This window comes from Caballeronia sp. ATUFL_F1_KS4A (assembly GCF_023630905.1).
In the GTDB taxonomy this organism is placed as follows: domain Bacteria; phylum Pseudomonadota; class Gammaproteobacteria; order Burkholderiales; family Burkholderiaceae; genus Caballeronia; species Caballeronia zhejiangensis.
Map to the genome: position 1 here is coordinate 1 of NZ_JALQEB010000037.1, position 22,010 is coordinate 22,010.

Annotated in this window: 24 protein-coding genes; 14 read left to right on the top strand and 10 right to left on the bottom strand. The window is 64.5% G+C overall.

Going from position 1 to position 22,010, the window contains the following annotated elements:
- Window positions 1–144: 144 nt before the first annotated feature.
- The 3 genes from NCS03_RS23575 to NCS03_RS23585 form a co-directional block, all read right to left on the bottom strand.
- Complete coding sequence (locus NCS03_RS23575) at window positions 145–429, bottom strand: hypothetical protein (RefSeq protein ID WP_250529911.1); 285 nt, start codon at window positions 427–429, stop codon at window positions 145–147.
- A gap of 303 nt (window positions 430–732) precedes the next feature.
- Window positions 733–2,280 (bottom strand): methyl-accepting chemotaxis protein, encoded by a 1,548-nt coding sequence (locus NCS03_RS23580; RefSeq protein WP_250529912.1) that lies wholly within the window; start codon window positions 2,278–2,280, stop codon window positions 733–735.
- A gap of 177 nt (window positions 2,281–2,457) precedes the next feature.
- The gene (locus NCS03_RS23585; RefSeq protein ID WP_008347144.1) at window positions 2,458–3,162 is read right to left on the bottom strand and encodes a glutathione S-transferase N-terminal domain-containing protein; all 705 of its coding nucleotides are present in this window, start codon (window positions 3,160–3,162) and stop codon (window positions 2,458–2,460) included.
- A 376-nt stretch (window positions 3,163–3,538) separates the two neighbouring features.
- Between NCS03_RS23585 and NCS03_RS23590 the strand changes: the two genes are divergently transcribed.
- On the top strand, window positions 3,539–4,039 hold the full coding sequence (locus tag NCS03_RS23590; protein ID WP_250529913.1) for a hypothetical protein: 501 nt from the start codon (window positions 3,539–3,541) through the stop codon (window positions 4,037–4,039).
- 72 nt (window positions 4,040–4,111) lie between these two features.
- The gene (locus NCS03_RS23595; protein ID WP_250441195.1) at window positions 4,112–4,879 is read left to right on the top strand and encodes an SDR family oxidoreductase; all 768 of its coding nucleotides are present in this window, start codon (window positions 4,112–4,114) and stop codon (window positions 4,877–4,879) included.
- An 8-nt stretch (window positions 4,880–4,887) separates the two neighbouring features.
- On the opposite strand, the gene NCS03_RS23600 is transcribed toward NCS03_RS23595, so the two are convergent.
- The gene (locus NCS03_RS23600) at window positions 4,888–5,118 is read right to left on the bottom strand and encodes a hypothetical protein (RefSeq protein WP_008347150.1); all 231 of its coding nucleotides are present in this window, start codon (window positions 5,116–5,118) and stop codon (window positions 4,888–4,890) included.
- 179 nt (window positions 5,119–5,297) lie between these two features.
- Between NCS03_RS23600 and NCS03_RS23605 the strand changes: the two genes are divergently transcribed.
- The 7 genes from NCS03_RS23605 (at window position 5,298) to NCS03_RS23635 (ending at window position 13,420) form a co-directional block, all read left to right on the top strand.
- A complete protein-coding gene (locus NCS03_RS23605; RefSeq protein WP_250529914.1) occupies window positions 5,298–7,274 on the top strand; it encodes a sigma-54-dependent Fis family transcriptional regulator in 1,977 nt (658 codons plus the stop codon).
- A gap of 191 nt (window positions 7,275–7,465) precedes the next feature.
- Window positions 7,466–8,521 carry an ATP-NAD kinase family protein gene (locus NCS03_RS23610; protein ID WP_250529915.1) on the top strand — a complete coding sequence of 352 codons (1,056 nt, stop codon included), beginning with the start codon at window positions 7,466–7,468 and terminating at the stop codon, window positions 8,519–8,521.
- A gap of 33 nt (window positions 8,522–8,554) precedes the next feature.
- Window positions 8,555–9,550, top strand: coding sequence for a thiamine pyrophosphate-dependent dehydrogenase E1 component subunit alpha (locus tag NCS03_RS23615; RefSeq protein ID WP_008347155.1), 996 nt, complete (start codon window positions 8,555–8,557; stop codon window positions 9,548–9,550).
- Between the two features lie 18 nt (window positions 9,551–9,568).
- Window positions 9,569–10,585, top strand: coding sequence for an alpha-ketoacid dehydrogenase subunit beta (locus tag NCS03_RS23620; protein WP_008347157.1), 1,017 nt, complete (start codon window positions 9,569–9,571; stop codon window positions 10,583–10,585).
- The gene (locus tag NCS03_RS23625; protein WP_008347159.1) at window positions 10,585–11,709 is read left to right on the top strand and encodes an acetoin dehydrogenase dihydrolipoyllysine-residue acetyltransferase subunit; all 1,125 of its coding nucleotides are present in this window, start codon (window positions 10,585–10,587) and stop codon (window positions 11,707–11,709) included. Before NCS03_RS23620 ends, NCS03_RS23625 begins: the two co-directional genes overlap by 1 nt.
- A 109-nt stretch (window positions 11,710–11,818) precedes the next feature.
- Window positions 11,819–12,571 carry a lipoyl protein ligase domain-containing protein gene (locus NCS03_RS23630; protein ID WP_008347161.1) on the top strand — a complete coding sequence of 251 codons (753 nt, stop codon included), beginning with the start codon at window positions 11,819–11,821 and terminating at the stop codon, window positions 12,569–12,571.
- Between the two features lie 18 nt (window positions 12,572–12,589).
- Window positions 12,590–13,420, top strand: coding sequence for a hypothetical protein (locus NCS03_RS23635; protein ID WP_250458097.1), 831 nt, complete (start codon window positions 12,590–12,592; stop codon window positions 13,418–13,420).
- Between the two features lie 9 nt (window positions 13,421–13,429).
- Here NCS03_RS23635 and NCS03_RS23640 read toward each other — a convergent pair whose 3' ends face one another.
- The 3 genes from NCS03_RS23640 to NCS03_RS23650 all read right to left on the bottom strand — a co-directional run bounded on the left by NCS03_RS23640 (window position 13,430) and on the right by NCS03_RS23650 (window position 15,290).
- A complete protein-coding gene (locus NCS03_RS23640; protein ID WP_033535907.1) occupies window positions 13,430–13,960 on the bottom strand; it encodes a YMGG-like glycine zipper-containing protein in 531 nt (176 codons plus the stop codon).
- Window positions 13,961–14,010: 50 nt separating this feature from the next.
- Window positions 14,011–14,361: a hypothetical protein gene (locus tag NCS03_RS23645; protein ID WP_033535906.1), complete on the bottom strand. Its 351-nt coding sequence runs from the start codon at window positions 14,359–14,361 to the stop codon at window positions 14,011–14,013.
- 173 nt (window positions 14,362–14,534) lie between these two features.
- Window positions 14,535–15,290 carry a DeoR/GlpR family DNA-binding transcription regulator gene (locus tag NCS03_RS23650; RefSeq protein WP_008347169.1) on the bottom strand — a complete coding sequence of 252 codons (756 nt, stop codon included), beginning with the start codon at window positions 15,288–15,290 and terminating at the stop codon, window positions 14,535–14,537.
- A gap of 78 nt (window positions 15,291–15,368) precedes the next feature.
- Here NCS03_RS23650 and NCS03_RS23655 point away from each other — a divergent pair, with 78 nt between their 5' ends.
- Complete coding sequence (locus NCS03_RS23655; protein WP_250529916.1) at window positions 15,369–15,956, top strand: NUDIX domain-containing protein; 588 nt, start codon at window positions 15,369–15,371, stop codon at window positions 15,954–15,956.
- Here the strand turns inward: NCS03_RS23655 and modC are convergent.
- Genes modC through modA form a run of 3 tightly spaced genes read right to left on the bottom strand, consistent with a single transcriptional unit; the run spans window position 15,945 to window position 18,536 of the window.
- Window positions 15,945–17,063 carry a molybdenum ABC transporter ATP-binding protein gene (modC, locus tag NCS03_RS23660; protein WP_250530054.1) on the bottom strand — a complete coding sequence of 373 codons (1,119 nt, stop codon included), beginning with the start codon at window positions 17,061–17,063 and terminating at the stop codon, window positions 15,945–15,947. The two genes, NCS03_RS23655 and modC, sit on opposite strands and share 12 nt — an antisense overlap.
- Before the next feature lie 19 nt (window positions 17,064–17,082).
- Window positions 17,083–17,763, bottom strand: coding sequence for a molybdate ABC transporter permease subunit (gene modB, locus NCS03_RS23665; RefSeq protein WP_175982081.1), 681 nt, complete (start codon window positions 17,761–17,763; stop codon window positions 17,083–17,085).
- A gap of 8 nt (window positions 17,764–17,771) precedes the next feature.
- A complete protein-coding gene (modA, locus tag NCS03_RS23670) occupies window positions 17,772–18,536 on the bottom strand; it encodes a molybdate ABC transporter substrate-binding protein (protein WP_008347177.1) in 765 nt (254 codons plus the stop codon).
- 304 nt (window positions 18,537–18,840) lie between these two features.
- Here modA and NCS03_RS23675 point away from each other — a divergent pair, with 304 nt between their 5' ends.
- The 4 genes from NCS03_RS23675 (at window position 18,841) to NCS03_RS23690 (ending at window position 21,948) form a co-directional block, all read left to right on the top strand.
- Window positions 18,841–19,638 carry an enoyl-CoA hydratase/isomerase family protein gene (locus NCS03_RS23675; RefSeq protein WP_250441190.1) on the top strand — a complete coding sequence of 266 codons (798 nt, stop codon included), beginning with the start codon at window positions 18,841–18,843 and terminating at the stop codon, window positions 19,636–19,638.
- 18 nt (window positions 19,639–19,656) lie between these two features.
- On the top strand, window positions 19,657–20,334 hold the full coding sequence (locus tag NCS03_RS23680; RefSeq protein WP_008347180.1) for a glutathione S-transferase family protein: 678 nt from the start codon (window positions 19,657–19,659) through the stop codon (window positions 20,332–20,334).
- 123 nt (window positions 20,335–20,457) lie between these two features.
- Window positions 20,458–20,640 (top strand): hypothetical protein, encoded by a 183-nt coding sequence (locus NCS03_RS23685; protein WP_250503436.1) that lies wholly within the window; start codon window positions 20,458–20,460, stop codon window positions 20,638–20,640.
- Window positions 20,641–20,904: 264 nt separating this feature from the next.
- Window positions 20,905–21,948, top strand: coding sequence for a PDDEXK nuclease domain-containing protein (locus NCS03_RS23690; RefSeq protein ID WP_008347183.1), 1,044 nt, complete (start codon window positions 20,905–20,907; stop codon window positions 21,946–21,948).
- Window positions 21,949–22,010: the final 62 nt, after the last annotated feature.

Here is a 22,010-nt window from a genome sequence, read left to right on the forward strand (position 1 = left end):
CAACATGCCGCCGCGCCCCGCCGACTGGGGGGGTCTTTCGGTGTATCGATTATGGGGGGGGCCGCGTGGTGTGTGGTGCGGGCAAACTCTCCGCGGCGGCCCCCAAAAAGGGGCGCCCCCCGCTTTTTTATTTGCGCGATGACATCAGCCGTGCGTCGTGCCTTTAGGCATCCTTGACGACGCGCACGCCTGCAACGCGACGATCGCCTTGTTTGCGAGCGTGAGCGTTTCCTCGCAGGCGAGGCGGTCGCGAAAGATCGAGCATCCGCCGCCGGCGTTCACTTTCGCCACCGCGTTACGCAGCTTGTCGAGCGCGGATTGCGGCGAGCCGGCGTCGCGAATCATCGACGCGATATCGAACGCGCTGCCGGCGTCGGTTTCGACGTAGCCGGGGCATTGCGTTTGCGCGTGAGCCGCCATGCAGATCATGCCGGCAGCCGCAGCTAGCGAAAGGCGCCGGGCGCGGCGTCGAGAAGGGTAGAGGAGGGCATCCATTGGCGTCACCATCGTCAGATTCGCATTGACAAATCATGCGTTCGGCGAACTCGTGACGGCTGGAACGGACGAATGCTTGTCCACAGAATCGGTGGGCAAGATTGTGGATATCCTGAGCATCGCCGGGCCAACGTGTTGATGCGTAACGCATTTGACCCGGCGTACGAAATTCGCGCGTTGCTTCGTCTCCCATTCTGAACCGGTAAAAAAATTCGCGCCGGCCGCGTCAAAAAACGCCTAAACCCGGAATGCCTGGACGGTTTGCCCGAGTTCGCGCGCCTGCGCGTCGAGCGCGTGCGCGGCCGTCGCCGCTTCGTTCACGAGGGCGGCATTCTTCTGCATCAAACGATCCATCTGCGATACCGCGTCGTTCACTTCGTCGATGCCGCTGCTTTGCTCGCGCGAAGCCGTCGCGATCGCTTCGACGAGCATCGACACGGCGTCGACGGAAGCGAGCAGATCGGCGAGCGTCGTGCCCGCGCGCATGACCGTCGAGCCGCTCGATTCGACGTGCGCGTTCACTTCGCGGGTCAATTGCGAGATTTCCTTCGCCGCGGCCGACGAGCGTCGCGCGAGCGCGCGAACTTCCTCGGCGACGACAGCAAAGCCACGTCCGAGCGACCCGGCTCGCGCCGCTTCGACCGCCGCGTTCAGCGCGAGCAGATTCGTCTGAAACGCGATGGATTCGATCACGCTCGTAATCTGCCCGATCTGCGCCGAACGCGACGACAAATCCGTCATGCGCGCGATTGCATCGGCGACGGCGCGTTCGCCATCTTTCGCGCGCCCAGACGCTTCCCTCGCCAACTCGCGCGCGCGATTCGCGTGCTCGGCGTTCGCGCGAACGGTGGATGCGATCTGCTCCATGCTCGCCGACGTCTGCTGCAAGCTCGCCGCATGTTCCTCGGTGCGCGCGGACAGTGCGTGGTTGCCCTCGGTGATGTCCGCCGCCGCGACGCCGATGGTCTGCGTCGAGCGCTTGATGTCGCCGACCATCGACGCGAGCTGGCTGCGCATCAGGCTCATCGCGTACATCACGCTTTCCGTGTCGCCGCGCGCGACGGGCACATCGGTCAGCAGATCGCCTTGCGAGACGCGCCGCGCCACGCTTGCCGCGAGTTCCGGTTCGCCGCCGAGCTGGCGCATGAGCGAGCGCGCCAACGAAAAGCAGAGCCAGCCGACGAGCGCCACGCCCGCCCCGATGCACGCGCCCACGCTCCATTGCACGATGCGGCTCACGCGTTGCGCGTCGTCGTATTCCTGCTGTGCGGCGGTGAGCTGAAACGCGCGCAGATCGGTGCTTTCCTTCTTGACGCGCTTCGCTTGCGGCTCGATCTGCTGCGTGACGATCCACTGTGCTTCGGCCAAATTGTTGGCGGCGAGCAGATCCGTCGACGGACGAAAGCCTTTGTCGCGCAGTGTCGCCCAGTCGGCGGCGAGGCGCTTTGCGAGCGGCGCTTCGGTCGAATCGAGCGGATAGCGCAGATAGCGGCCGAGCAGGGCATCGATATTTGCGACGCGCTGCTGCGTCGATGCGACCACGGCTTGCGTCTTTTGCGCCGATGGATCGAGCACGGCGTCGCTGATCGCGAACTGGCTTTGCGTGATGAGTTCGTCGATCGTGGAAATGGTCTGCAGCGCTTGCACGCGCCCTTCGAAGACGTGGCGTAGCGCGGCATTGCCTTGCTGGACGCCGAATAATCCGACGCTGCCGACCGCGACGAGCACGGCGGCGACCGCGCCCGTGACGATCGCGAGGCGCGCCTTGACGGTGAACTTTGACATGTTCGGTAGAAGAGAAACGTGCGCGGAGAAGTCCGAGGCGCGCAGCGGCCAATCATCGGACTTTTATGGAGAGCGCAATCTACCGATCGTCGACGACGTTTGTGTGACAAGCGCCGCGGTCACGCGCCGCAAACCTTTGCGTGCGCGTTCCCAACGAAAGCGACCGATGCCCCGCAATCAATCGCGCTTCGGAATCTCCAGTCCGCGCTTCACCGCAGGCCGCGCGAGAAACGCGTCGAGCACGCGCTCGACGTTCTTGAACTCGTGAAAATCCACCAGCTCGCGCGCTTCGTAAAAGCCGATCAGATTGCGCACCCACGGAAACGTGGAGATATCCGCGATGCTGTACTCGTCGCCCATGATCCAGTCGCGACCTTCGAGCCGCTTGTCGAGGACACCAAGAAGCCGCTTCGATTCGGCGACGTAGCGCGCACGCGGACGCTTATCCTCGTAATCCTTGCCCGCGAACTTGTGAAAGAAGCCGACCTGCCCGAACATCGGGCCGACGCCGCCCATCTGGAACATCAGCCATTGCAGCGTTTCGTAGCGCTTCGCCACATCGTCGGGCATCAACTGGCCGCTCTTCGCCGCGAGATAGACAAGAATCGCACCGGATTCGAAGAGCGGCATCGGCTCGCCGTTGGGTCCGTCCGGATCGATGATCGCGGGAATTTTGTTGTTCGGATTGAGCGACAGGAACTCGTCCGACATCTGATCGTTCTTGTCGAAGCGCACGAGATGCGGCTCGTAAGGCAGGCCGGTTTCCTCGAGCATGATCGAGACTTTCACGCCATTGGGCGTCGGCAGCGAATAGAGCTGAATGCGCTCGGGATGCTGAGCGGGCCATTTGCGGGTGATGGGGAAATCGGCAAGCGCGGTCATTTAGAGTCCTCGAAGGTCGAAGCGCCGAATATAACGATTTCGCGGCTTTCCTGCGTCGAAGACACCATCGCGCGCGCTGTCATCCGCTCGCCGCATCGACAGGAAAAGATTGAGGGATCTCGTACAGACGACGTATGTCGAAACGCGGAATCTGTTCTTGCCTCGACTACAAAAGCGATTGTAGGAATCGCAGCATCGATACGAGGATTGCGCGCAGCGCGAAGGTCAAGAAGTCAACGAACAACGAAGAAACCAAGCCCTTGCGGGAATGTGCAGCGCGAACGCGACGTGCGGGCCGGTCCACTGGCTCGGTTATTGCATCGGCACGGGTGCCCGGGAATCCGTGCCGGCCTTACGAACCGTTGGTTACGCTGCCATGAAAACCGCTCCTCTCGCAACGCTTACCGCAATCGCTGCCGTGGTCGGGGGACTGCTGCCCAGCCTGTGCACCGCCACGTCTCTCGAAAGCCAGCTCGACTGCAAGTCCAGCGCGCACAACTTCATCGCACCGCTCGTCGCCGATAAATCCATCGACGCGCGCCCCATGCGCGTCGAGGCGAATTCGGTCAACGCGTTCAAGCCGACCCAGGGAAGCGAGCTCACCGCTTACGGCTTTCGCGTGTATGCCGTGCTGGGCTACGAGCACGGCGACGAGATGTTCAAGCGCGGTAGCGGCCAGCCGATCAACGATTCCGCGTATGGCGTCGTGGTGCTCGCCGCGTCGGAAACGGTCGAGGCGAAGGTGCGCGAATCGGGCAGCACGGCGGTCGTCAAACAGGTCGTGCCGATGATGATGACCGCCGTCTTCTGCGACGGCAGCGGCGCGAGCAAGACGACGGCCGGCGCCGTTACGACGGAAGCGTCGCGGAATCGCTGAATCATCGTCGATAATGTTCTCCCCAAAAGCGCGCGCAAAGTGTCGCGCGCCCGACAACAGGAGAACGCCGACATGTCTGACGCAGCCAAGCAGTCTCAACGAATCGCCATCGTCACCGGAGCGGGAAGCGGGATCGGCCGTGCGGCGGCGCTGGCCTTGCTCGGCGACGGCTGGTCGGTCGTGCTTGCCGGAAGACGTCCCGCGCCGCTCGACGCGGTGATCGGCGAATCGAATGCAGCGGAGCGCGCGCTCGCCGTGCCGACCGACGTCTCCGATCCGCAATCGGTCGAGAAGCTCTTCAAGGCGGCGGTCGAGCGCTTCGGCCGCGTCGATCTGCTGTTCAACAACGCTGGCGTGACGAATCCGCCGGGACCGTTCGAGGACTGGACGCCCGAGCAATGGAAGAACGTCGTCGATATCAATCTGAACGGCATGTTCTATTGCCTGCAGCAAGCATTCCGCACGATGAAGGCGCAAACGCCGATGGGCGGCCGCATCATCAATAACGGTTCGATTTCCGCGAGCGCGCCGCGCCCCAATTCGGCGGCCTACACGGCGACGAAGCACGCGGTGCAAGGTCTCACGAAGACCGCATCGCTCGATGGCCGCAAGTACGACATCGCGGTCGGTCAGATCGATGTCGGCAATGCTTTCACCGAGCTGTCGGAGCGCATGTCGAAGGGCGTGCCGCAAGCGAACGGCGAGATCGCCATCGAACCGATGATGGACGTGAAGATCGTCGGCCAGTCGGTGCTCTACATGGCGAACCTGCCGCTCGAAGCCAACGTGCTGTTCCACACCGTGATGGCCACCAAGATGCCGTTCGTCGGCCGCGGCTGATTCTTCTTCTACGCGATCCGATACCAGACGCGAATGCCCGAGTACCAATGGCTCACGCTGGTATCGTCGCCGGCGCCGAACGTCGAGAGGCTCTCGACGTTCAGCACGTCGACGTCGTTCTCCGCAATCCACCTGTTCGCGCGCTCGACGAGCGCCGCGCCGTTCTCGTACACGTTGCCCTTGATGAGGTGATGCTGCACGATCTGTCGCTCGAAGTCTTCGTAAGCGATCTTCGCCATCCGCTGTCTCCTGATTTTCGTTCTGATGCGCCGATGTATCAGCGGCCGTTTATGTTGCGGCGCAGCGCTATCGCCGCATGACGCGTTCTGCCGATTCGAGCATCATATGGCCTGAGACACGCTCGTGCGAATCGGTGAATTCCGCGTGCGGGCGGCACGAGAACGCCAAGGAGAGCACGATGGACATGCGGCAACGCGAGCACATCGAGGCAGTCGTCGCGGCGACCACGCGGGCGGACGCGCTCGGTACGGCGCGAGCGCACGACGGCATCATTCAGTCTTCATGGCGGCGTTGCGTGCATCAGTACGGACTCGATCCGTCGCGCATGCAGGAAGCGCGCATCCTGCCGCAGACGCGCCTGCGCGAGCATCAGCAGCGCATCGACGACTTCGCGCGCATCGCGCGTCACGGTCTCGAAGCCTTGTACGAGCAGGTCGCGGGCATGGGTTATGTCGTGCTGCTCACCGATGCGCTCGGCGTGACCGTCGATTACATCGGCGATGCGAACACCGATTCCTCGCTGCGCCGCGCGGGTCTCTATCTCGGCGCGGAGTGGAGCGAAGCGGGCGCGGGCACCTGCGCGGTCGGCACCGCGCTCACGACGGGGCAGGCGCTCACCGTCCATCAGATCGATCATTTCGACGCCACGCACATTCCGCTAACGTGCACCGCCGCGCCGCTCTACGATTCGCGCGGCGCGCTTTCCGCGGTCCTGGACATTTCCGCGCTCGTGTCGCCGCAAGCGCGAGACAGCCAGAATCTCGCGCTGCAACTCGTGCGGATTTACGCGGGGCACATCGAGAACGCGAATTTTCTGCGCACGCATCGGCAGGACTGGATTCTGAAGCTGAACACCGCGCCGGAATTCGTCGATGTGAACCCCGAATATCTGATCGCGCTCGATGCGAGCGGACGCATCGTCGGACACAATCGCCGCGCGCATACGATGCTCGCCGCCGAAATCGGCCGTCCGGTCGCGCCGGGAGAAAGGGCGACGTCGCTGATCGGCGTGCCGTTCGATACGCTTTTCGACGCGCGCATCGAAGAGCTGGGCCGCTTCGTCTATTCGCGCCCGAGCGAATTGCGCGCGGTGCCGCTCGCAAAATCCGGCGCGCTGCTTTATCTGAGCGTGATGCCGCCCGCGCCGTGCGTCACGCCGTCGACCAACGCGACTGCGGCGCGCAGCGTGGAAGTGCCCGCGCCGCTCGCCGCGCTGTGCGGTGGCGATGCCGCGCTCAGGCGTCAACTGGAACGCGCCGCGAAGCTCGTCGATTCGCCGATCAACCTGCTCGTCAATGGCGAAACCGGCAGCGGCAAGGAGTTTTTCGCGAAGGCGCTGCATCGCGCGAGCGCGCGGCGCGCGGGGCCGTTCGTCGCGGTGAATTGCGCGGCGATTCCGGAGACGCTCATCGAAAGCGAATTGTTCGGGCATCTGCCGAACAGCTTTTCGGGCGCGGGCGCGAAAGGCAAGCGCGGGCTCATTCAGGAAGCGGACGGCGGCACGCTCTTTCTCGATGAAATCGGCGACATGCCGCGCGAGTTGCAATCGCGGCTGCTGCGCGTACTGGCCGAAGGCGAAGTGCTCGCGATCGGCGCGTCGCGGCCCGTATCGGTCGATGTGCGCGTGATTTCCGCCACCCATCATTCGCTCGACGCGCTCATGCACGACGGACGCTTCCGCGAGGATCTCTACTATCGCCTGAACGGCGCGCGTTTCACGCTGCCGCCGCTGCGCGAACGAAGCGATCTCGACTGGCTCGTCGACAAGCTGCTCGAAGGCGCGGTCACGCTGACGCCGGCGGCGCGTGAACGGCTGCATCGGCATGAGTGGCCGGGCAATCTGCGCGAGCTTTGCAACGTGCTGCGCTATGCGCGCGCGGTGTGCGCGAACGGTTCGATCGATGTCGATGATCTGCCGGAAGGATTCGACGGCGCGCCGACGCCAGTCGAAGCCGAGCCGGCGCGCGCCGTCGTCGAGGATTTCGATCCGCATCGGCTGCCGCCCGAAGGCATGCTGCTGATGCAGTATCTGCGCGCGGCGAGCTGGAATCTGAGCGCGGTCGCGCGGCAGATCGGCGTGAGCCGCATGACGCTTTACCGGCGCATGGCGCGCTACGGCATCAAGTCGCCGAATCAGCGCGACGCGGGTCACTAACGCGCGATACGCCTGTACTCCCGCCGATACACCTGCCGCTGTGACACCTGTCACGGCGGCGCCCCGTACACCCTCCAAAGCGCCCGATTTCCGCGGGTAATCCCTCGCTTTTTCGCGCGCGAAAGCCGTCTTCAGATTGGCATGGCGCTTGCCTTTATCCGCCGCACAAAACACACAACGGAGACACTGGCATGCGTGACAGCGCGGCGCCGCTCGTCGGCATCATTGCCAATCCTGTTTCGGCGCGGGACATCCGGCGCGTCATCGCGAATGCGAACAGCCTGCAGCTCGCGGATCGCGTGAATATCGTGTTGCGGCTGCTGTCGTCGCTCGCGTCGTGCGGCGCTTCGCGCGTGCTGATGATGCCGGACCGCGAAGGTCTCAAGGTCATGCTCCAACGGCATCTTTCGCGCAAGCAAGGTCCGGACGCCGCGCTCGCTCACGTCGAATTCCTCGACATGCCCGTGACCGCGCGCGTCGACGACACGTTTCGCGCCGCGCGCATGATGCGCGACGCCGGCGCCGATGCGCTCATCGTGCTCGGCGGCGACGGCACGCATCGCGCGGTCGTGCGCGAGTGCGGCCAGGTGCCGATCGCAGGCTTGTCGACGGGCACGAACAACGCCTATCCGGAAATGCGGGAGCCGACCATCTCCGGACTTGCGACGGGGCTCTACGCAACGGGCCGCGTCCCCGCGCGCCAAGCGCTCGCGTCGAACAAGTTGCTCGACATCGAAATTCGCGATGCGAAAGGCAGCGTGCGCCGCGACATCGCGCTCGTCGATGCCGTGATTTCGCACGAGCATTTCATCGGCGCGCGGGCGCTGTGGAAGATCGACACGCTCGCCGCCGTCTACGTCTCTTACGCCGATCCGCAGGCGATCGGCATGTCGGCGATCGCCGGTCTGCTCGAACCGCTCGGGCGGCACGACAAGGGCGGACTCGCGATCGAGCTCGGCAGACCAGGCGACTGCGAATTCGAACTGCACGCGCCGATCGCGCCCGGCCTCGTCGAACCCGTGCCGATCGCGAACTGGACGCGCCTCGCCGACGGCGTGCCGCATCGCGTGAAGCAGAAGAGCGGCATCGTCGCGCTCGACGGCGAACGCGAGCTCGCCTTCGGACCCGGCGACGAAGTGAGCGTCACGCTCAGGGAAAGCGCTTTTCGCAGCATCGATGTCGCCGCGTGCATGCGTTACGCGGCGGCGTCCGGGCTGATGCGTCAGTCCAGCAGCCACACCCGCTAGGCCAACCCACGGAAGACATCAAAGGAGACAGAGATGACAGCGACGCAACATGCGGGCGGCTTGCCGCTCTCCAAGGACGAACTGCTGAGCGCGTATCGCAAGATGCGCACGATCCGCGATTTCGAAGAGCGCCTGCACGTCGATTTCGGACGCGGGGACATTCCCGGCTTCGTGCACCTGTACGCGGGCGAGGAGGCGGCGGGCGTCGGCATCATGACGCATCTGAACGATGGCGACCGCATCGCGAGCACGCATCGTGGACATGGACACTGCATCGCGAAAGGCGTCGATCCGGTCGCGATGATGAAGGAGATCTACGGCAAGAAAGGCGGCTCGTGCAACGGCAAGGGCGGCTCGATGCATATCGCCGATCTGTCGAAAGGGATGATGGGCGCGAACGGCATTCTCGGCGCGGGCGCGCCGCTGATCTGCGGCGCGGCGCTCGCGGCGAAGTTTCGCGGCAAGGGCGAAGTCGGCATCACGTTCGCGGGCGATGGCGCGTCGAACCAGGGCACGTTTCTCGAAAGCCTGAATCTCGCGGCCGTGTGGAACCTGCCGGTGATCTTCGTGATCGAGAACAACGGCTATGCCGAATCGACCGCGCGTGACTACGGCACGGCCGTCGATAGCTACGTCGATCGCGCGGCGGGCTTCGGCATTCCGGGCGTGACCGTCGACGGCACCGATTTCTTCGCGGTGTACGAAGCGGCGGGCGAGGTCATCAAACGCGCGCGCGAAGGCGGCGGGCCGGCGCTGCTCGAATGCAAGATGATCCGCTTCTACGGTCACTTCGAAGGCGACGCGCAGACGTACCGCGCGCCCGGCGAAATCGACGATATCCGCTCGAACAAGGATTGCCTGAAGAAGTTCGCGGCCGCCGTCACGCAAGCCGACGTGATCTCCCCGGGAGAACTCGACGCGATCGACAAGGAGGTCGCCGCGCTGATCGACCGCGCGGTGCAGGAAGCGAAGGACGCGCCTTTGCCGACCGCCGCCGATCTGCTCACCGATGTCTACGTCAAATATTGATTCGAGGAGACAAACACCATGGCCCGCAAACTGAGCATGAAGATGGCGATCAACGAAGCCATCGATCAGGAAATGACGCGCGATCCGAGTGTGATCGTGCTGGGTGAGGACATCGTCGGCGGCGCAGGCGCGGACGGCGAGAAAGACGCGTGGGGCGGCGTGCTCGGCGTCACCAAAGGTCTGTACGCGAAGCACGGCGATCGCCTTCTGGATACGCCGCTCTCGGAATCGGCATACGTGGGCGCGGCGATCGGCGCGGCGGCGTGCGGCATGCGTCCGGTCGCGGAGCTGATGTTCATCGACTTCATGGGCGTGTGTTTCGACCAGATCTTCAATCAGGCGGCGAAATTCCGCTACATGTTCGGCGGCAAGGCGGAAACGCCCGTCGTGATCCGCGCGATGGTCGGCGCGGGCTTTCGCGCGGCCGCGCAGCATAGCCAGATGCTGACCTCGCTGTTCACGCACATTCCGGGGCTGAAGGTCGTGTGCCCGTCGACGCCCTACGACACGAAGGGATTGCTGATTCAGGCGATCCGCGACAACGATCCGGTCATTTTCTGCGAGCACAAGAATCTCTACGGCTTCGAAGGCGAAGTGCCCGAGAACTCGTATGCGATTCCGTTCGGCGAAGCGAACGTCGTGCGCGACGGCAAGGACGTGTCGATCGTCACGTACGGCTTGATGGTGCATCGCGCGCTGGAGGCCGCCGCGACGCTCGCGAAGGAAGGCATCGAAGCGGAAGTCGTCGATCTGCGCACGCTGTCGCCGCTCGATCTCGATACGGTGCTGGAGACGGTCGAGAACACGGGCAGGCTCGTCGTCGTCGATGAGGCGAACCCACGCTGCAATATCGCCACGGATATTTCCGCGCAGGTCGCGCAGCAGGCGTTCGGCGCGCTGAAAGCGGGCATCCAGATGGTCTGCGCACCGCATACGCCGGTGCCGTTCTCGCCGACGCTCGAAGATCTTTACATACCGAGCGCCGCGCAGATCGCCGACGCCGCACGAAAAACCATGAAGGGAGGAAAGCACTGATGGCCGCAATCACACCGATCGTGATGCCCAAATGGGGCTTGTCGATGAAGGAAGGCACGGTCAACGAATGGCTCGTGGAGGAGGGCACGGAGATTACCGTCGGCATGCCGATTCTCGATGTCGAAACCGACAAGATCGCCAACGCCGTCGAAGCGCCCGACGCGGGTTTGCTGCGTCGGCGGGTCGCGTCGGCGGGCGATACGCTGCCGGTCAAGGCGCTGCTCGGCGTGCTCGCGCCGTCCGACGTGAGCGACGCCGATATCGACGCGTACGTTTCGTCCTACGTCACGCCCGCCGAAGATGAGGAAGCGGGCGAGGAAGCGGCGGCGTATCACTTCGTCGATGTCGATGGCATCCGCGTGCGCTACGCCTCGCGCGGCGGCGACGATGCGAGCCGGCCCGCGGTGTTGTTCATCCACGGCTTCGGCGGCGATCTCGACAACTGGCTGTTCAATCTCGATGCGCTCGCCGAAAGGAACCGCGTATTCGCGCTGGATCTGCCGGGCCACGGACAATCGACGCCTAAAGTGCCTGGAACGTCTCTGGCAGCGCTGGCCGCGTTCGTCGGCAAGTTCATGGACGCCGTGGGTCTGGAAGCGGCGCATCTCGTCGGCCATTCGATGGGCGGCGGCATCGCGGCGCAGATGGCCGTCGACCAGCCGTCGCGCGTGCAGTCCGTGTCGCTCATTTCGCCTGCCGGCTTCGGCGATGAAGTGAACAATGCGTACACCGAAGGCTTCGTCACGGCCGAATCGCGTCGCGAGCTGAAACCGGTGGTCGAACTGCTGTTCGCGAATCCCGAACTCGTCAGCCGCCAGATGCTCGACGATCTCCTGAAGTACAAGCGGCTCGACGGCGTCAGCGACGCGCTGACATCGCTCAACGGCGGCTTGTTCGCGGGCGGAAAGCAGAGCGCGCTGCCGGGCGGCAAGCTGGCTGCGTCGGGCAAGCCGGTGCTCGTGATCTGGGGCGAAAAGGACCAGATCATTCCCGCCGCGCACGCGAAGCATGCACCGGAAGGCGCGACCGTTCGCGTGTTCGACGACGCCGGGCACATGAGTCAGATGGAGAAGGCCAACGAAGTCAACGCGTTGTTGAAGGAGCACGTAGGCAAGGGCGGCTGATCGTCCGGCGCGCGCCGCGGCGGAGCAGGACACCGTCGCGGCGCGCCCGCGCGTTCTTGACTACCATGTCGGGATCGCGTCTGCGTCGGCGCGTCATTCCTTCGATGCCATGCCCTTCCAACTGATCGATCCCGCCGCGCTTTCCGGCGATCCGCACGATCCGCTGCAAGCCGAAGAAGCGCTCCTCGCGCGCGCGGCCGCGGGCGATGCCGTCGCGCATGTCTGGGACGCGCCTGCATCGCTCGTCGTGCCGCGCAGCTATCAGCGTTACGCGGCGCTCGCCGACGCGCGCGAGGCTTTTGCTGCGCGCGGCTGTCCCGTGTGGCTGCGTCTGTCCGGCGGCGGTCTCGTTCCGCAGGGTCCGGGCGTGCTCAATCTGAGCCTCGCGTATCCGGTGCGCGCGCCGATGGGCGCGCTGTCCGAAACCGTCTACGTGCATCTGTGCCGGATTCTCGCCGATGCCCTCAGCTCGCTCGGCGTGCTGACGCACTGGCAGGCGGTCGAAGGTTCTTTCTGCGACGGCCGCTTCAATCTCGCCTGGGGCCCCGGCGACGACGCCCGCAAGATCGCGGGCACCGCGCAGTACTGGCGGCGCGTGCCGCACGACGACAAGGCCCAGCCGCTCTATGCGGTGCTTGCCCACGCCGTCCTGCTCGTCGATGCCGATCCGATCGAAATCAACGAGCGCGCCAACGCCTTCGAAGCGATGATCGAAAGCGGACGCCGCTACGAAGAACTGCGGATCGTGACCGTTGCGCAGGCGCTCGCCTACGAATGCTTTTCGATGCCCGCCGACCTGCGCGAGCGCGTGCGCGCGACATTGATCGAGCGCGTGAAGGATGCGTCGCCGCCGGAACAATAAAAACGCATCGAGGTGGCCATGCCGCTCAGAAGTGCTTCGAACGGGTTCTTCTTCGCGCTTTGGGTGGCCGTGTGCGCGGCCGCGCCCGAATTTCTGTGGCAAGGGCTGTTTTCGCTCTTCGGCCATTTTTCGCTGACCGATGCCGCCGCCGCGCTCCTGATCGGCGCGATTCTCGCGTTCTTCGTCGAGCCGGTGCTGGAGCGCTTGCGCGGTCTGTCCGACGCGCACGAGCCCGCCGAGAAATCTCCCGCTTTCGCCGCGTGCGAGGCGTTGAGCTTTGCGATCGTCGCCGTCTGCGTGCACGAGGCGATCACCGTGTATGTCGCAGCGAGTCACGCCAACGAGCAGGCAAGCGAGAACCTCGTGAAAGCCGTGGCGCAGGCGCTGCAATGGGCGATTACGCCGTTTTTCATCACGATTGCGTGGATGGCCGCGCGCGCGCCGTCGTGGATCGCGTGGCCGATTGCGGCGCTGTCGATCATCGTCGGTTTGCTGGTCGGCGTGATATTCGGCTGGAGCGCGCATGTGCTCGTGACCAGCGCGATTCCCACGATAGCCGTGCTGATCGCGGGATGTCTCATCGTGCGGGAACAGTGGGATGCGTTCACCTTCAGGCGCTGCGCCCGCGCGACCGGCGTGATCGCGCTCGCCTGGCTCGTGCTGACGGGCGCGCTGCAACTCGCGCTATGGCTCGCGCACGTACAGGCGTTTCGCGTGTATGAGCGATCGGAGTTCTGGAGCGACTTGCGGTTTTATATCGGCTGGGTGACGGGCTTGCTCGTGGCGCCGTCGTTCGTGCCCGATGCGCCGCTCGCCGCCGGCGGCGATGACCGGCGCGTGCGGCATTGACTCAGTCTGTCAGTAAGTTCCGGGCGGCGGCTGCCAGCCCGGCGGCGGCGGAGGCGGCGGAGGCGTGGTGGAATACGCGCCGCCGGACGGCTGGACCATGCGGGTCGAGCCGCGTACCGGCACTTTGTCGCCGGCGGCGTACATGCATTGCAGATACGCGTAGTCGTAGCGCTGCTGCACGTTGTAGCCCGATGCCTGCGATGCCCCGACGCCGAACGCGCTGCCGGTCAGAAGGCCCGCGCCCGCGCCGATGGCCGCTCCCGATCCGCCGCCGAAGGCCGCGCCCGCCGCCGCGCCGAGCGCGGTGCCGACGACCGCGCTGCCGACCGCGCTGTTGGTCGCCGCCTGATTGGCGTCCACGCCGCCGACCTGCTGAAGGGCAAACTGGCGGCAGGAGTTGTCATCGGCGCGGAACTGGTCGAACGTTTTGGTGCTGCCGGGTAGCGCCATCACGCTGGGGCCGGTAGGCATCACGGTGCAGGCCGAAAGGCCCGTCACGCCGATTGCCGCCAGTAAAAGGCCAAGCCTCGAGTAGTTCATGGATTCTTGCGAATTCGCTTGGTTATCGGTTTTCAAAGTGCCGAACAGCATCAGTTCGATGGCGGCGGCGTCGCCGGAACCGGACGCCATGCGTTGGCGCATTGCTTCACGTACGGGTAATAGGCCTTCGCGGAGTCGCAGTAGTACCACATGCCTGGCTGCTGCGCGGGCGCGCCCGGATCGGCGGCGGGCTGACCCTGCTCGACGTATTGAACCGGCGCGGCAGGCTGAACGACGACGGGCGGCGGCGGATAGTAGTAATACGGCGCCGGCGCGACGGGATACGGGTAATACACGGGTCCGCCGACCCACACGCCGACGCGCGCCCAGGCGTACGCGTTGGCGGTCACGCCCGCGCTCGCGATCAGCGATAGCGCGATAAAAGCCTTCAGGCGATTCACGTCCTTCTCCAGAAAAAATGTTTGCGATGTCGATGGCACTAACGGAAATCCGACCTCCGCAGTTGACCTGACATAGCGCATCCTCGAACGCTATTCCCTTTGCCGGAGAATTTCAATTACGCGGAACGGCGCGTATTTTTCGGCGCGTTACCCGGTAACAAAGTGTCGTGAATTCATGCGCGCAGCACGGTGATTCCGGCGCGTTCGATCGGTTCGACGAGCTTCGCGTCGGCGGTTTCCTCGACGATGACCGTCTGAGCCAGATCGATCCCGCCGATCCTGTAGGCCGAAGCCGCGTTGAGCTTCGCCGCCGACGCCAGCACGACGGTTTCCGCCGCGCGCGCCGCGAGCGCGCGCTTGACGTGCGCTTCCTCGAAATCGCCGGTGGTGAGGCCGGCCGTCGGATGTACGCCGGTGACGCCCATGAAATAGAGATCGGCGTGAATGTGCGACATGGCTTCGACGGCAGCGGCCCCGACCGTGACGATCGAATGCTTGTAGAGCTTGCCGCCGATCAGCACGACGTCGACCGAAGCGTGCTCCGCCAGCGCCACGGCGACGCTCGGACTATGCGTGACGATCGTCGCGGACAGATTCGCCGGCAACTGACGCACGAGCAGCGCGGACGTCGTGCCGCCGTCGATGATCGCGATCTGCCCCGGCGCGATCATGTCCGCCGCTTTCTTCGCGATGCGCCGCTTCGCCTCCGATTCCATGTCCTCGCGCCGCGCGAACGGCGCGATCGCGGGCGAAGCAGGCAGCGCGCCGCCGTGCACGCGTTGCAGCAGCCCTTCGGCCGCGAGTTCGCGCAGATCGCGCCGCACCGTGTCCTCGGAAATGCCGAAGCGCGCGCTCAGTTCGGCGGCGAGCACCTGGCCGTCGCGTTTGAGGGCATCGAGAATCGCTTTCTTGCGCTGACTGGTCAACATTGTTTGCACGAAATTTCTTGATATTGCACGAAACTGCACGCTACCATGAGTTCAACAACTTGTCGAACGGGTGAACCGATGGAAACGAGCGAGCGCGTCCGCATCCTCAAAACCGAAGTGCTGTCGGACGACTGGTACGTCCTCAGAAAAGTGACTTTCGATTTTCAGCGCCGCGATGGCGTCTGGCAGCGTCAGAGCCGCGAAACCTACGATCGCGGCAACGGCGCGACGATTCTGCTGCGCGATCGCAAGACCGGCAACGTGCTGCTGACGCGCCAGTTCCGCATGCCCGCGTTCGTCAACGGACACGACGGCATGCTGATCGAGTCGCCCGGCGGCCTGCTCGACGACGCCACGCCCGAAAAGCGCATTCGCGCGGAAGTCGAGGAGGAAACGGGTTATCGCGTGCATCGCGTCGAGAAGATCTTCGAGGCGTTCATGAGCCCGGGATCGGTCACGGAGAAGCTCTATTTCTACGTCGGCGATTACGACAGCTCGATGCGCGTTTCGGACGGCGGCGGCGTAGAGGAAGAGGGCGAGGAAATCGAGACGATCGAAGTCCCGCTGCAAACCGCCATGCAGATGATCGAGCGCGGCGAAATCATGGACGGCAAGACGATCATGCTGCTGCAATACGCCGCGCTCGCGGCGCGTTCAGGCGAGTAGCGACACCGTCTTCACCTGCGCCCACAGGCGCATGCCTTCGACGATGCCTAGCCGGTCCAGCGAATAACGCGTGACGCGCGCCAGCAGCGGCGAGCCGTCGACGTCGAGCCGCACCACGGCTTGCGACGGATGGGCGTCCTTCGCGATGCCGATCACCGTCGCGGGCAGCACGTTCAGCACGCTGCTGCGCTCGTGCTCGTGCGTGCCGGTGACGAGACTCACGTCGCGCGCCTTGATGGCGACGCGCATCGTCTTGCCGCAGGACAAAGGCGTATGCACGACGGCGAGCTTCGCGCGCGAGCCCGGCAGCGCGAGCGTGAGCAGGCCGTACTTGCTGTCGTATCCGTCGACGATTCCCTCGAACACGACCGATGCGTCGTCGGCCATTGCGAGCGGCAGATCGAGCCGCGCGAGCGTATCGGCGATCGGCCCGCTCGCAAGCGCACGGCCGCCTTCGAGCAGCACGAGATGATCCGCGAGGCGCGCGACTTCTTCGGGTGCGTGGCTCACGTAGATCACGGGAATGTCGAGTTCATCGTGCAGGCGTTCGAGATACGGCAGGATTTCCTGCTTGCGTTTTTGATCGAGCGACGCGAGCGGTTCATCGAGCAAAAGCAGACGCGGACTCGTCAAGAGCGCCCGCGCGATGCCCACGCGTTGCCGTTCGCCGCCTGACAATCCGGCCGGCATGCGCTCCAGCAGATGCGTGATGCCGAGCAATTCCGCCGCCTGCGACAAATCCACGCGCCGCTCTGCCGGTTTCACGCGCTCCAGCCCGAAGCGCAGATTCTTCTTCACGCTCAAGTGCGGAAAGAGGCTCGCTTCCTGAAAGACGTAGCCGAGCGGGCGCTTGTGCGTCGGCAGAAAAATGCGGCGCTCGGTGTCGAGCCAGACTTCGCCGTTGACGACGAGCCGCCCGGCGCGCGGCCGCGCGAGTCCCGCGAGACAGCGCAGCAGCGTGGTTTTTCCGGAGCCGGAATGGCCGAAGATCGCGGTGACGCCGCGACCGGGCAGCGCGAGATCGATATCGAAGGCGAAACCCTCGTGCTCGACGAGAAAGCGCGCTTCGATGGCTTCGTCGGAACGGGTATGCGCGCGGTCGAGCATCACGCGTTGATAAGTGAGTTCAGACATGAGCCGTGACGGAACGTCGGCCAGAGTAGAGCAGCAGAAGAACGACGAACGAGAATATCACCATGCCGCCCGCGAGCCAGTGCGCCTGCGCGTATTCGAGCGCCTCGACGTGATCGAAGATCTGCACGGACACGACGCGCGTGCGCCCCGGAATATTGCCGCCGATCATCAGCACGACGCCGAATTCGCCGACGGTATGTGCGAAGCCGAGAATCGTCGCCGTGACGATGCCCGGCCGCGCGAGCGGCAGCGCCACCGTGAGAAACGTGTCCCACGGACCGGCGCGCAATGTCGCGGCGGCTTCGAGCGGACGGCGCCCGATCGCTTCGAACGCATTCTGCAGCGGCTGCACGACGAACGGCATCGAATAGATCACCGAGCCGACGACGAGCCCCGTGAACGTGAACGGCAGCAAGCCGATACCGAGCGCCTGCGTGATCTTGCCGACATAACCGTTCGGCCCCATCAGCACGAGCAGATAGAAGCCGATGACCGTCGGCGGCAGCACGAGCGGCAGCGCCACCACCGCGCCGACGACGCCCTTCAGTTTCGAACGCGTATGCGTGAGCCACCACGCGATCGGCGTGCCGACGACGAGCAGGAGCACCGTTGTCAGCGACGCGAGTTCGAGCGTCAGCGTAATAGCCTGGAGATCGGCGCTATCGAGCGGCATCGGCGAAATTAGAGTTGATAACCGTAGGACTTGATGACTTCGGCGGCCTTCGGACCCTTCAGGTACTCGATGAACTGCTTCGCGACCGGATTGTCCTTGCCCTTGTTCAGGATAACCGCGTCCTGCTTGATTGGCTCGTGCAGGTTCGCCGGCACGATCCACGCCGAGCCGCTCGTGACCTTGCCGTTCTTGTAGATCTGCGACAGCGCGACGAAGCCGAGCTCCGCGTTGCCGGTCGCGACGAACTGCTGCGTCTGTGAAATGTTCTGGCCTTCGACGACCTTGGGCTTGATTTCTGCTGCGAGGCCGAGCTTGTCGAGCGTCTGATAGCCGGCGAGACCGTACGGCGCGGCCTTCGGGTTCGCGATCGCGATGTGCTTGAACGCGTTCTTCTTCAGCACGTCGCCTTTATCGTCGACGTAGCCGTCTTTCGCGGACCACAGCGCGAGCGCGCCCGTCGCGTAGGTGAAGCGGCTGCCGGGAACGGTCGCGCCTTCGCTGTCGAGCTTGGCGGGCGTGGCGTCGTCGGCGGCGAGGAACACTTCGAACGGCGCGCCGTTCTTGATCTGCGCGTAGAACTGACCCGTCGCGCCGAACGATGCGACGACCTTGTTGCCGGTGTCTTTCTCGAAGTCGGCGGCGATCGCCTGCACGGGCGCCGTGAAGTTGGCCGCGACCGCGACCTGCACTTCGCCGGCCAGCGCGGATGCCGAAGCAATGCCCGCAGCGAGCGGAACGAACGCGCAAAGCAAAGCGCGCAGAATACGAGTCATCACGTAAAGCTCCTTGAACCGAGTTGAAATTCTGCTTATGGAACGACTTCAGGCGGCGCGTTGGAGGCCGCGAGCGTGTGGCCGTAGGGTCCGGCGAGCACCGTAATATATACGAGTATATTGCGTCGGTGCATGGGTTTCGGCGCGACTCGTCGGATGATTGTTTGATGGACTCATTGTGAGTGACACTCAAATATATGAGTTGACCGTTTTCGCGTTTTTCGATGACACTGATCGCCGAAAGGTAAATTGCCAGCCACGATAAACTGAGCCGCGCTCAATTCGAGCGCGCAGGAGACGAAGCATGACCGACGCAGCGAATCTGCAACGCCTGAAGCTCGGCATCGAAGGCCACGTCGCGCGCGTGACGCTCGATCGCCCCGACGTGCGCAACGCCTTCGACGACGCGACCATCGTCGAGCTGACCGCCGCCTTCCGCGCGCTCGACGACGACGCCAACGTGCGCGTTATCGTGCTTGCCGCGAACGGTCCGGCATTCTGCGCGGGCGCCGATCTCAACTGGATGAAGCGCATGGCGGGCTATTCGGAAGCGGAAAATCGCGCCGATGCGCTCGGTCTCGCCACCATGCTCAACACGATTTACGCCTGCTCGAAGCCGGTCATCGCGCGCGTGCAGGGCGACGCCTACGCGGGCGGCATGGGACTCGTCGCCGTGTGCGATATCGCGGTCGCGGCGGACACGGCGCACTTCTGTCTCTCCGAAGCGAAGCTCGGCCTGATGCCCGCGACGATCGCGCCGTACGTGGTCCGCGCGATGGGCGCGCGCGCGGCGCATCGCTATTTCGTGACGGCCGAGCGCTTCGATGCCGCCGAAGCGCTGCGTCTCGGTTTCGTGCACGAAGCCGTCGCCGCCGATCAGCTCGATGCGCGCGTCGAAGCGATCGCCGCGAGCATCGCCGCGAACAGTCCGAACGCCGTGCGCGAATGCAAGAAGCTCGTCGCGGATTTCGCGGGCAAGGAGATCGACGAATCGTCGATCGGCGAGACGGCGGAGCGCATCGCGCGCATCCGCGCATCGGACGAAGGGCGCGAAGGCGTGCGCAGCTTCCTCGAGAAGCGCAAGCCGTCCTGGCTCGTTTGAAGCACCGGAGGAATCGACGTGATTACGCTGCATCACTGCGTGAGCGCGCGCTCGTTCCGGCCGCTGTGGGCGCTGGAAGAAATCGGCGTGCCGTATGAACTGAAGATGCTGCCGTTTCCGCCGCGCGTGTTCGCGCGCGGTTTCAAGGACGTGAATCCGCTCGGCACGATTCCGGCGCTCACCGACGATGCGGACGACGCGCTTTTCATGACCGAATCGTCGGCGATCTGCCAGTATCTGGCGGCGCGCTATTCGCCGGGCGCGCTCGATGTCGCGCCGCACGAGGCCGATTTCGGCCGTTATCTCAACTTCGTGCATTTCGGCGAAGCGACGCTCACGTTTCCGCAGACGCTCGTGCTTCGCTACGCGCATCTGGAGCCGCCGGAGCGGCTGCAGCCGCAGATCGTCGAGGATTACGCGCGCTGGTTCCACGCGCGTCTGCGCACGCTCGCGCCGCTGCTCGACGCGCAGCCGTATCTGTGCGCGGGGCGTTTCACGGCGGCGGACATTTCGGTCGGCTACGCGCTGATGCTCGCGGAATTGCTGGGGCAGAGCGCGCACTTCGCGCCATCGATCGCGGAATACTGGCGGCGTCTGCGCGAACGCGAAGGCTTCGTCCGCGCGCTCGAGGCGCAGGAAGCCGCGGCGCTCGCGCAAGGCGTATCGACGACGGCGTCGCCACTGCTGCGTCCGTAGTTACCCTCCTTCACGTCCCCCCGTCCGTAGGGCTGTGCGAAGCGCCGCGCAGCCGTACTCTTCACATCACGCGCTGACGTTCACGCGCGCCGATTCAGAGAGTTTTACTTGACGAGGTTGGCGATGATCGTTCTTTCCTGGTTCCTGTCGGTTGTCGTTGCGCTGCTCGCGACGGCCACCATTGCGATGGCGCTGCCGACATCCCCCGCGGACGAACTGAACGCCACCGCGCCCCAATCGATTTTCAGCATCGAGATGAATCGCTTCGACGCGGTGCTCGCGTCGTGCATGCCGAATGCCGACTGACGACGACGACGGCGGCGCGCGCGGGGCGCGTCGTTGGGCGGCGGAAGTAAGTGTTGTCGAATCAATGCGTTGCAGCAAAATCTGAAACGATATCCACAGGCTTGTGCCCAGTTTCTGTGGACAACATAAAGCATCGAGGCCGAAGAGCCTGGGAAGATAACCCCAAGCCAGGCGCCACGGGCGCGTCAGGAGACCAACCGACGCAGCAGCAGAATCCGCCGATAATGACGGTTCCACGACAACCGGCGTCGAACCAGGAACCGCATGACCGCCAATCTTCCCAACGTCTGGGACGACGATTACCGGCGCTGGCTCGCCGAACTGAAACTACGTGTCGAGCGCGCGCGCCAGCGGGCGGCGGCCAGCGCGAACCGGGAGCTCGTCACGCTGTATTGGCAGATCGGCCGCGATATTCTCGATCGTCAGCGGCGACAGGGCTGGGGCGCGGGCGTCATCGATCAGCTCGCGCGCGATCTGAAATCGGCGTTTCCCGACATGCGCGGCTTTTCACCGCGCAATCTGAAATACATGCGCGCGCTCGCGCAGGCGTGGCCGGACGAGGCATTCGTGCAGCAGCCTGCTGCACAATTGCCGTGGTTCCATCTCTGCACGCTGCTCGATAAGCTCAAGAATCAGGACGATCGAAGCTGGTACGCGGCGAAGGCGCTGGAGCACGGCTGGTCGCGCCAGATTCTCGTGATGCAGATCGAAACCGCCGCGCACACGCGCAGCGGCAGCGCGATCACCAATTTCGACGAGCGCCTGCCGCCGCCGCAATCCGATCTGGCGCGCGACGCGCTCAAGGATCCATACATCTTCGATTTCCTCGGACTCGCCGAAAACGCGCAGGAACGCGATATCGAACAGGCGCTCACCCAGCACATCACACGCTTTCTGCTGGAGCTGGGCGCAGGCTTCGCGTTCGTCGGACGGCAGTATCGGCTGGATGTGGGCGGCGACGAGTTCTTCATCGATCTGCTGTTCTATCACCTGAAGCTGCGCTGCTACGTGGTGGTCGAACTGAAGACGACGCCGTTCAAGCCCGAATACGCCGGCCAGCTCAATTTCTACCTCTCCGCTGTCGATGCGCAACTGAAGGCGCCCGACGATCAGCCGACGATCGGGCTTTTGCTGTGCAAGGAGAAGAACCGGCTGGTCGCCGAATATGCGCTGCGCGGCGTCGCGAAGCCGATGGGCGTCGCCGAATATCAGCTGCTGCGTGAAGTTCCGGCATCGCTGGAGACGACCCTGCCTTCGATCGACCAGATCGAGGCCGAATTGCGCGGCGACATGCCAGACGAGCGGTGAAGCGGCCAGAAAATTAGGCCAAAAAAAAGCCCGCTTCAGTTGAGCGGGCTTGAATCCACATC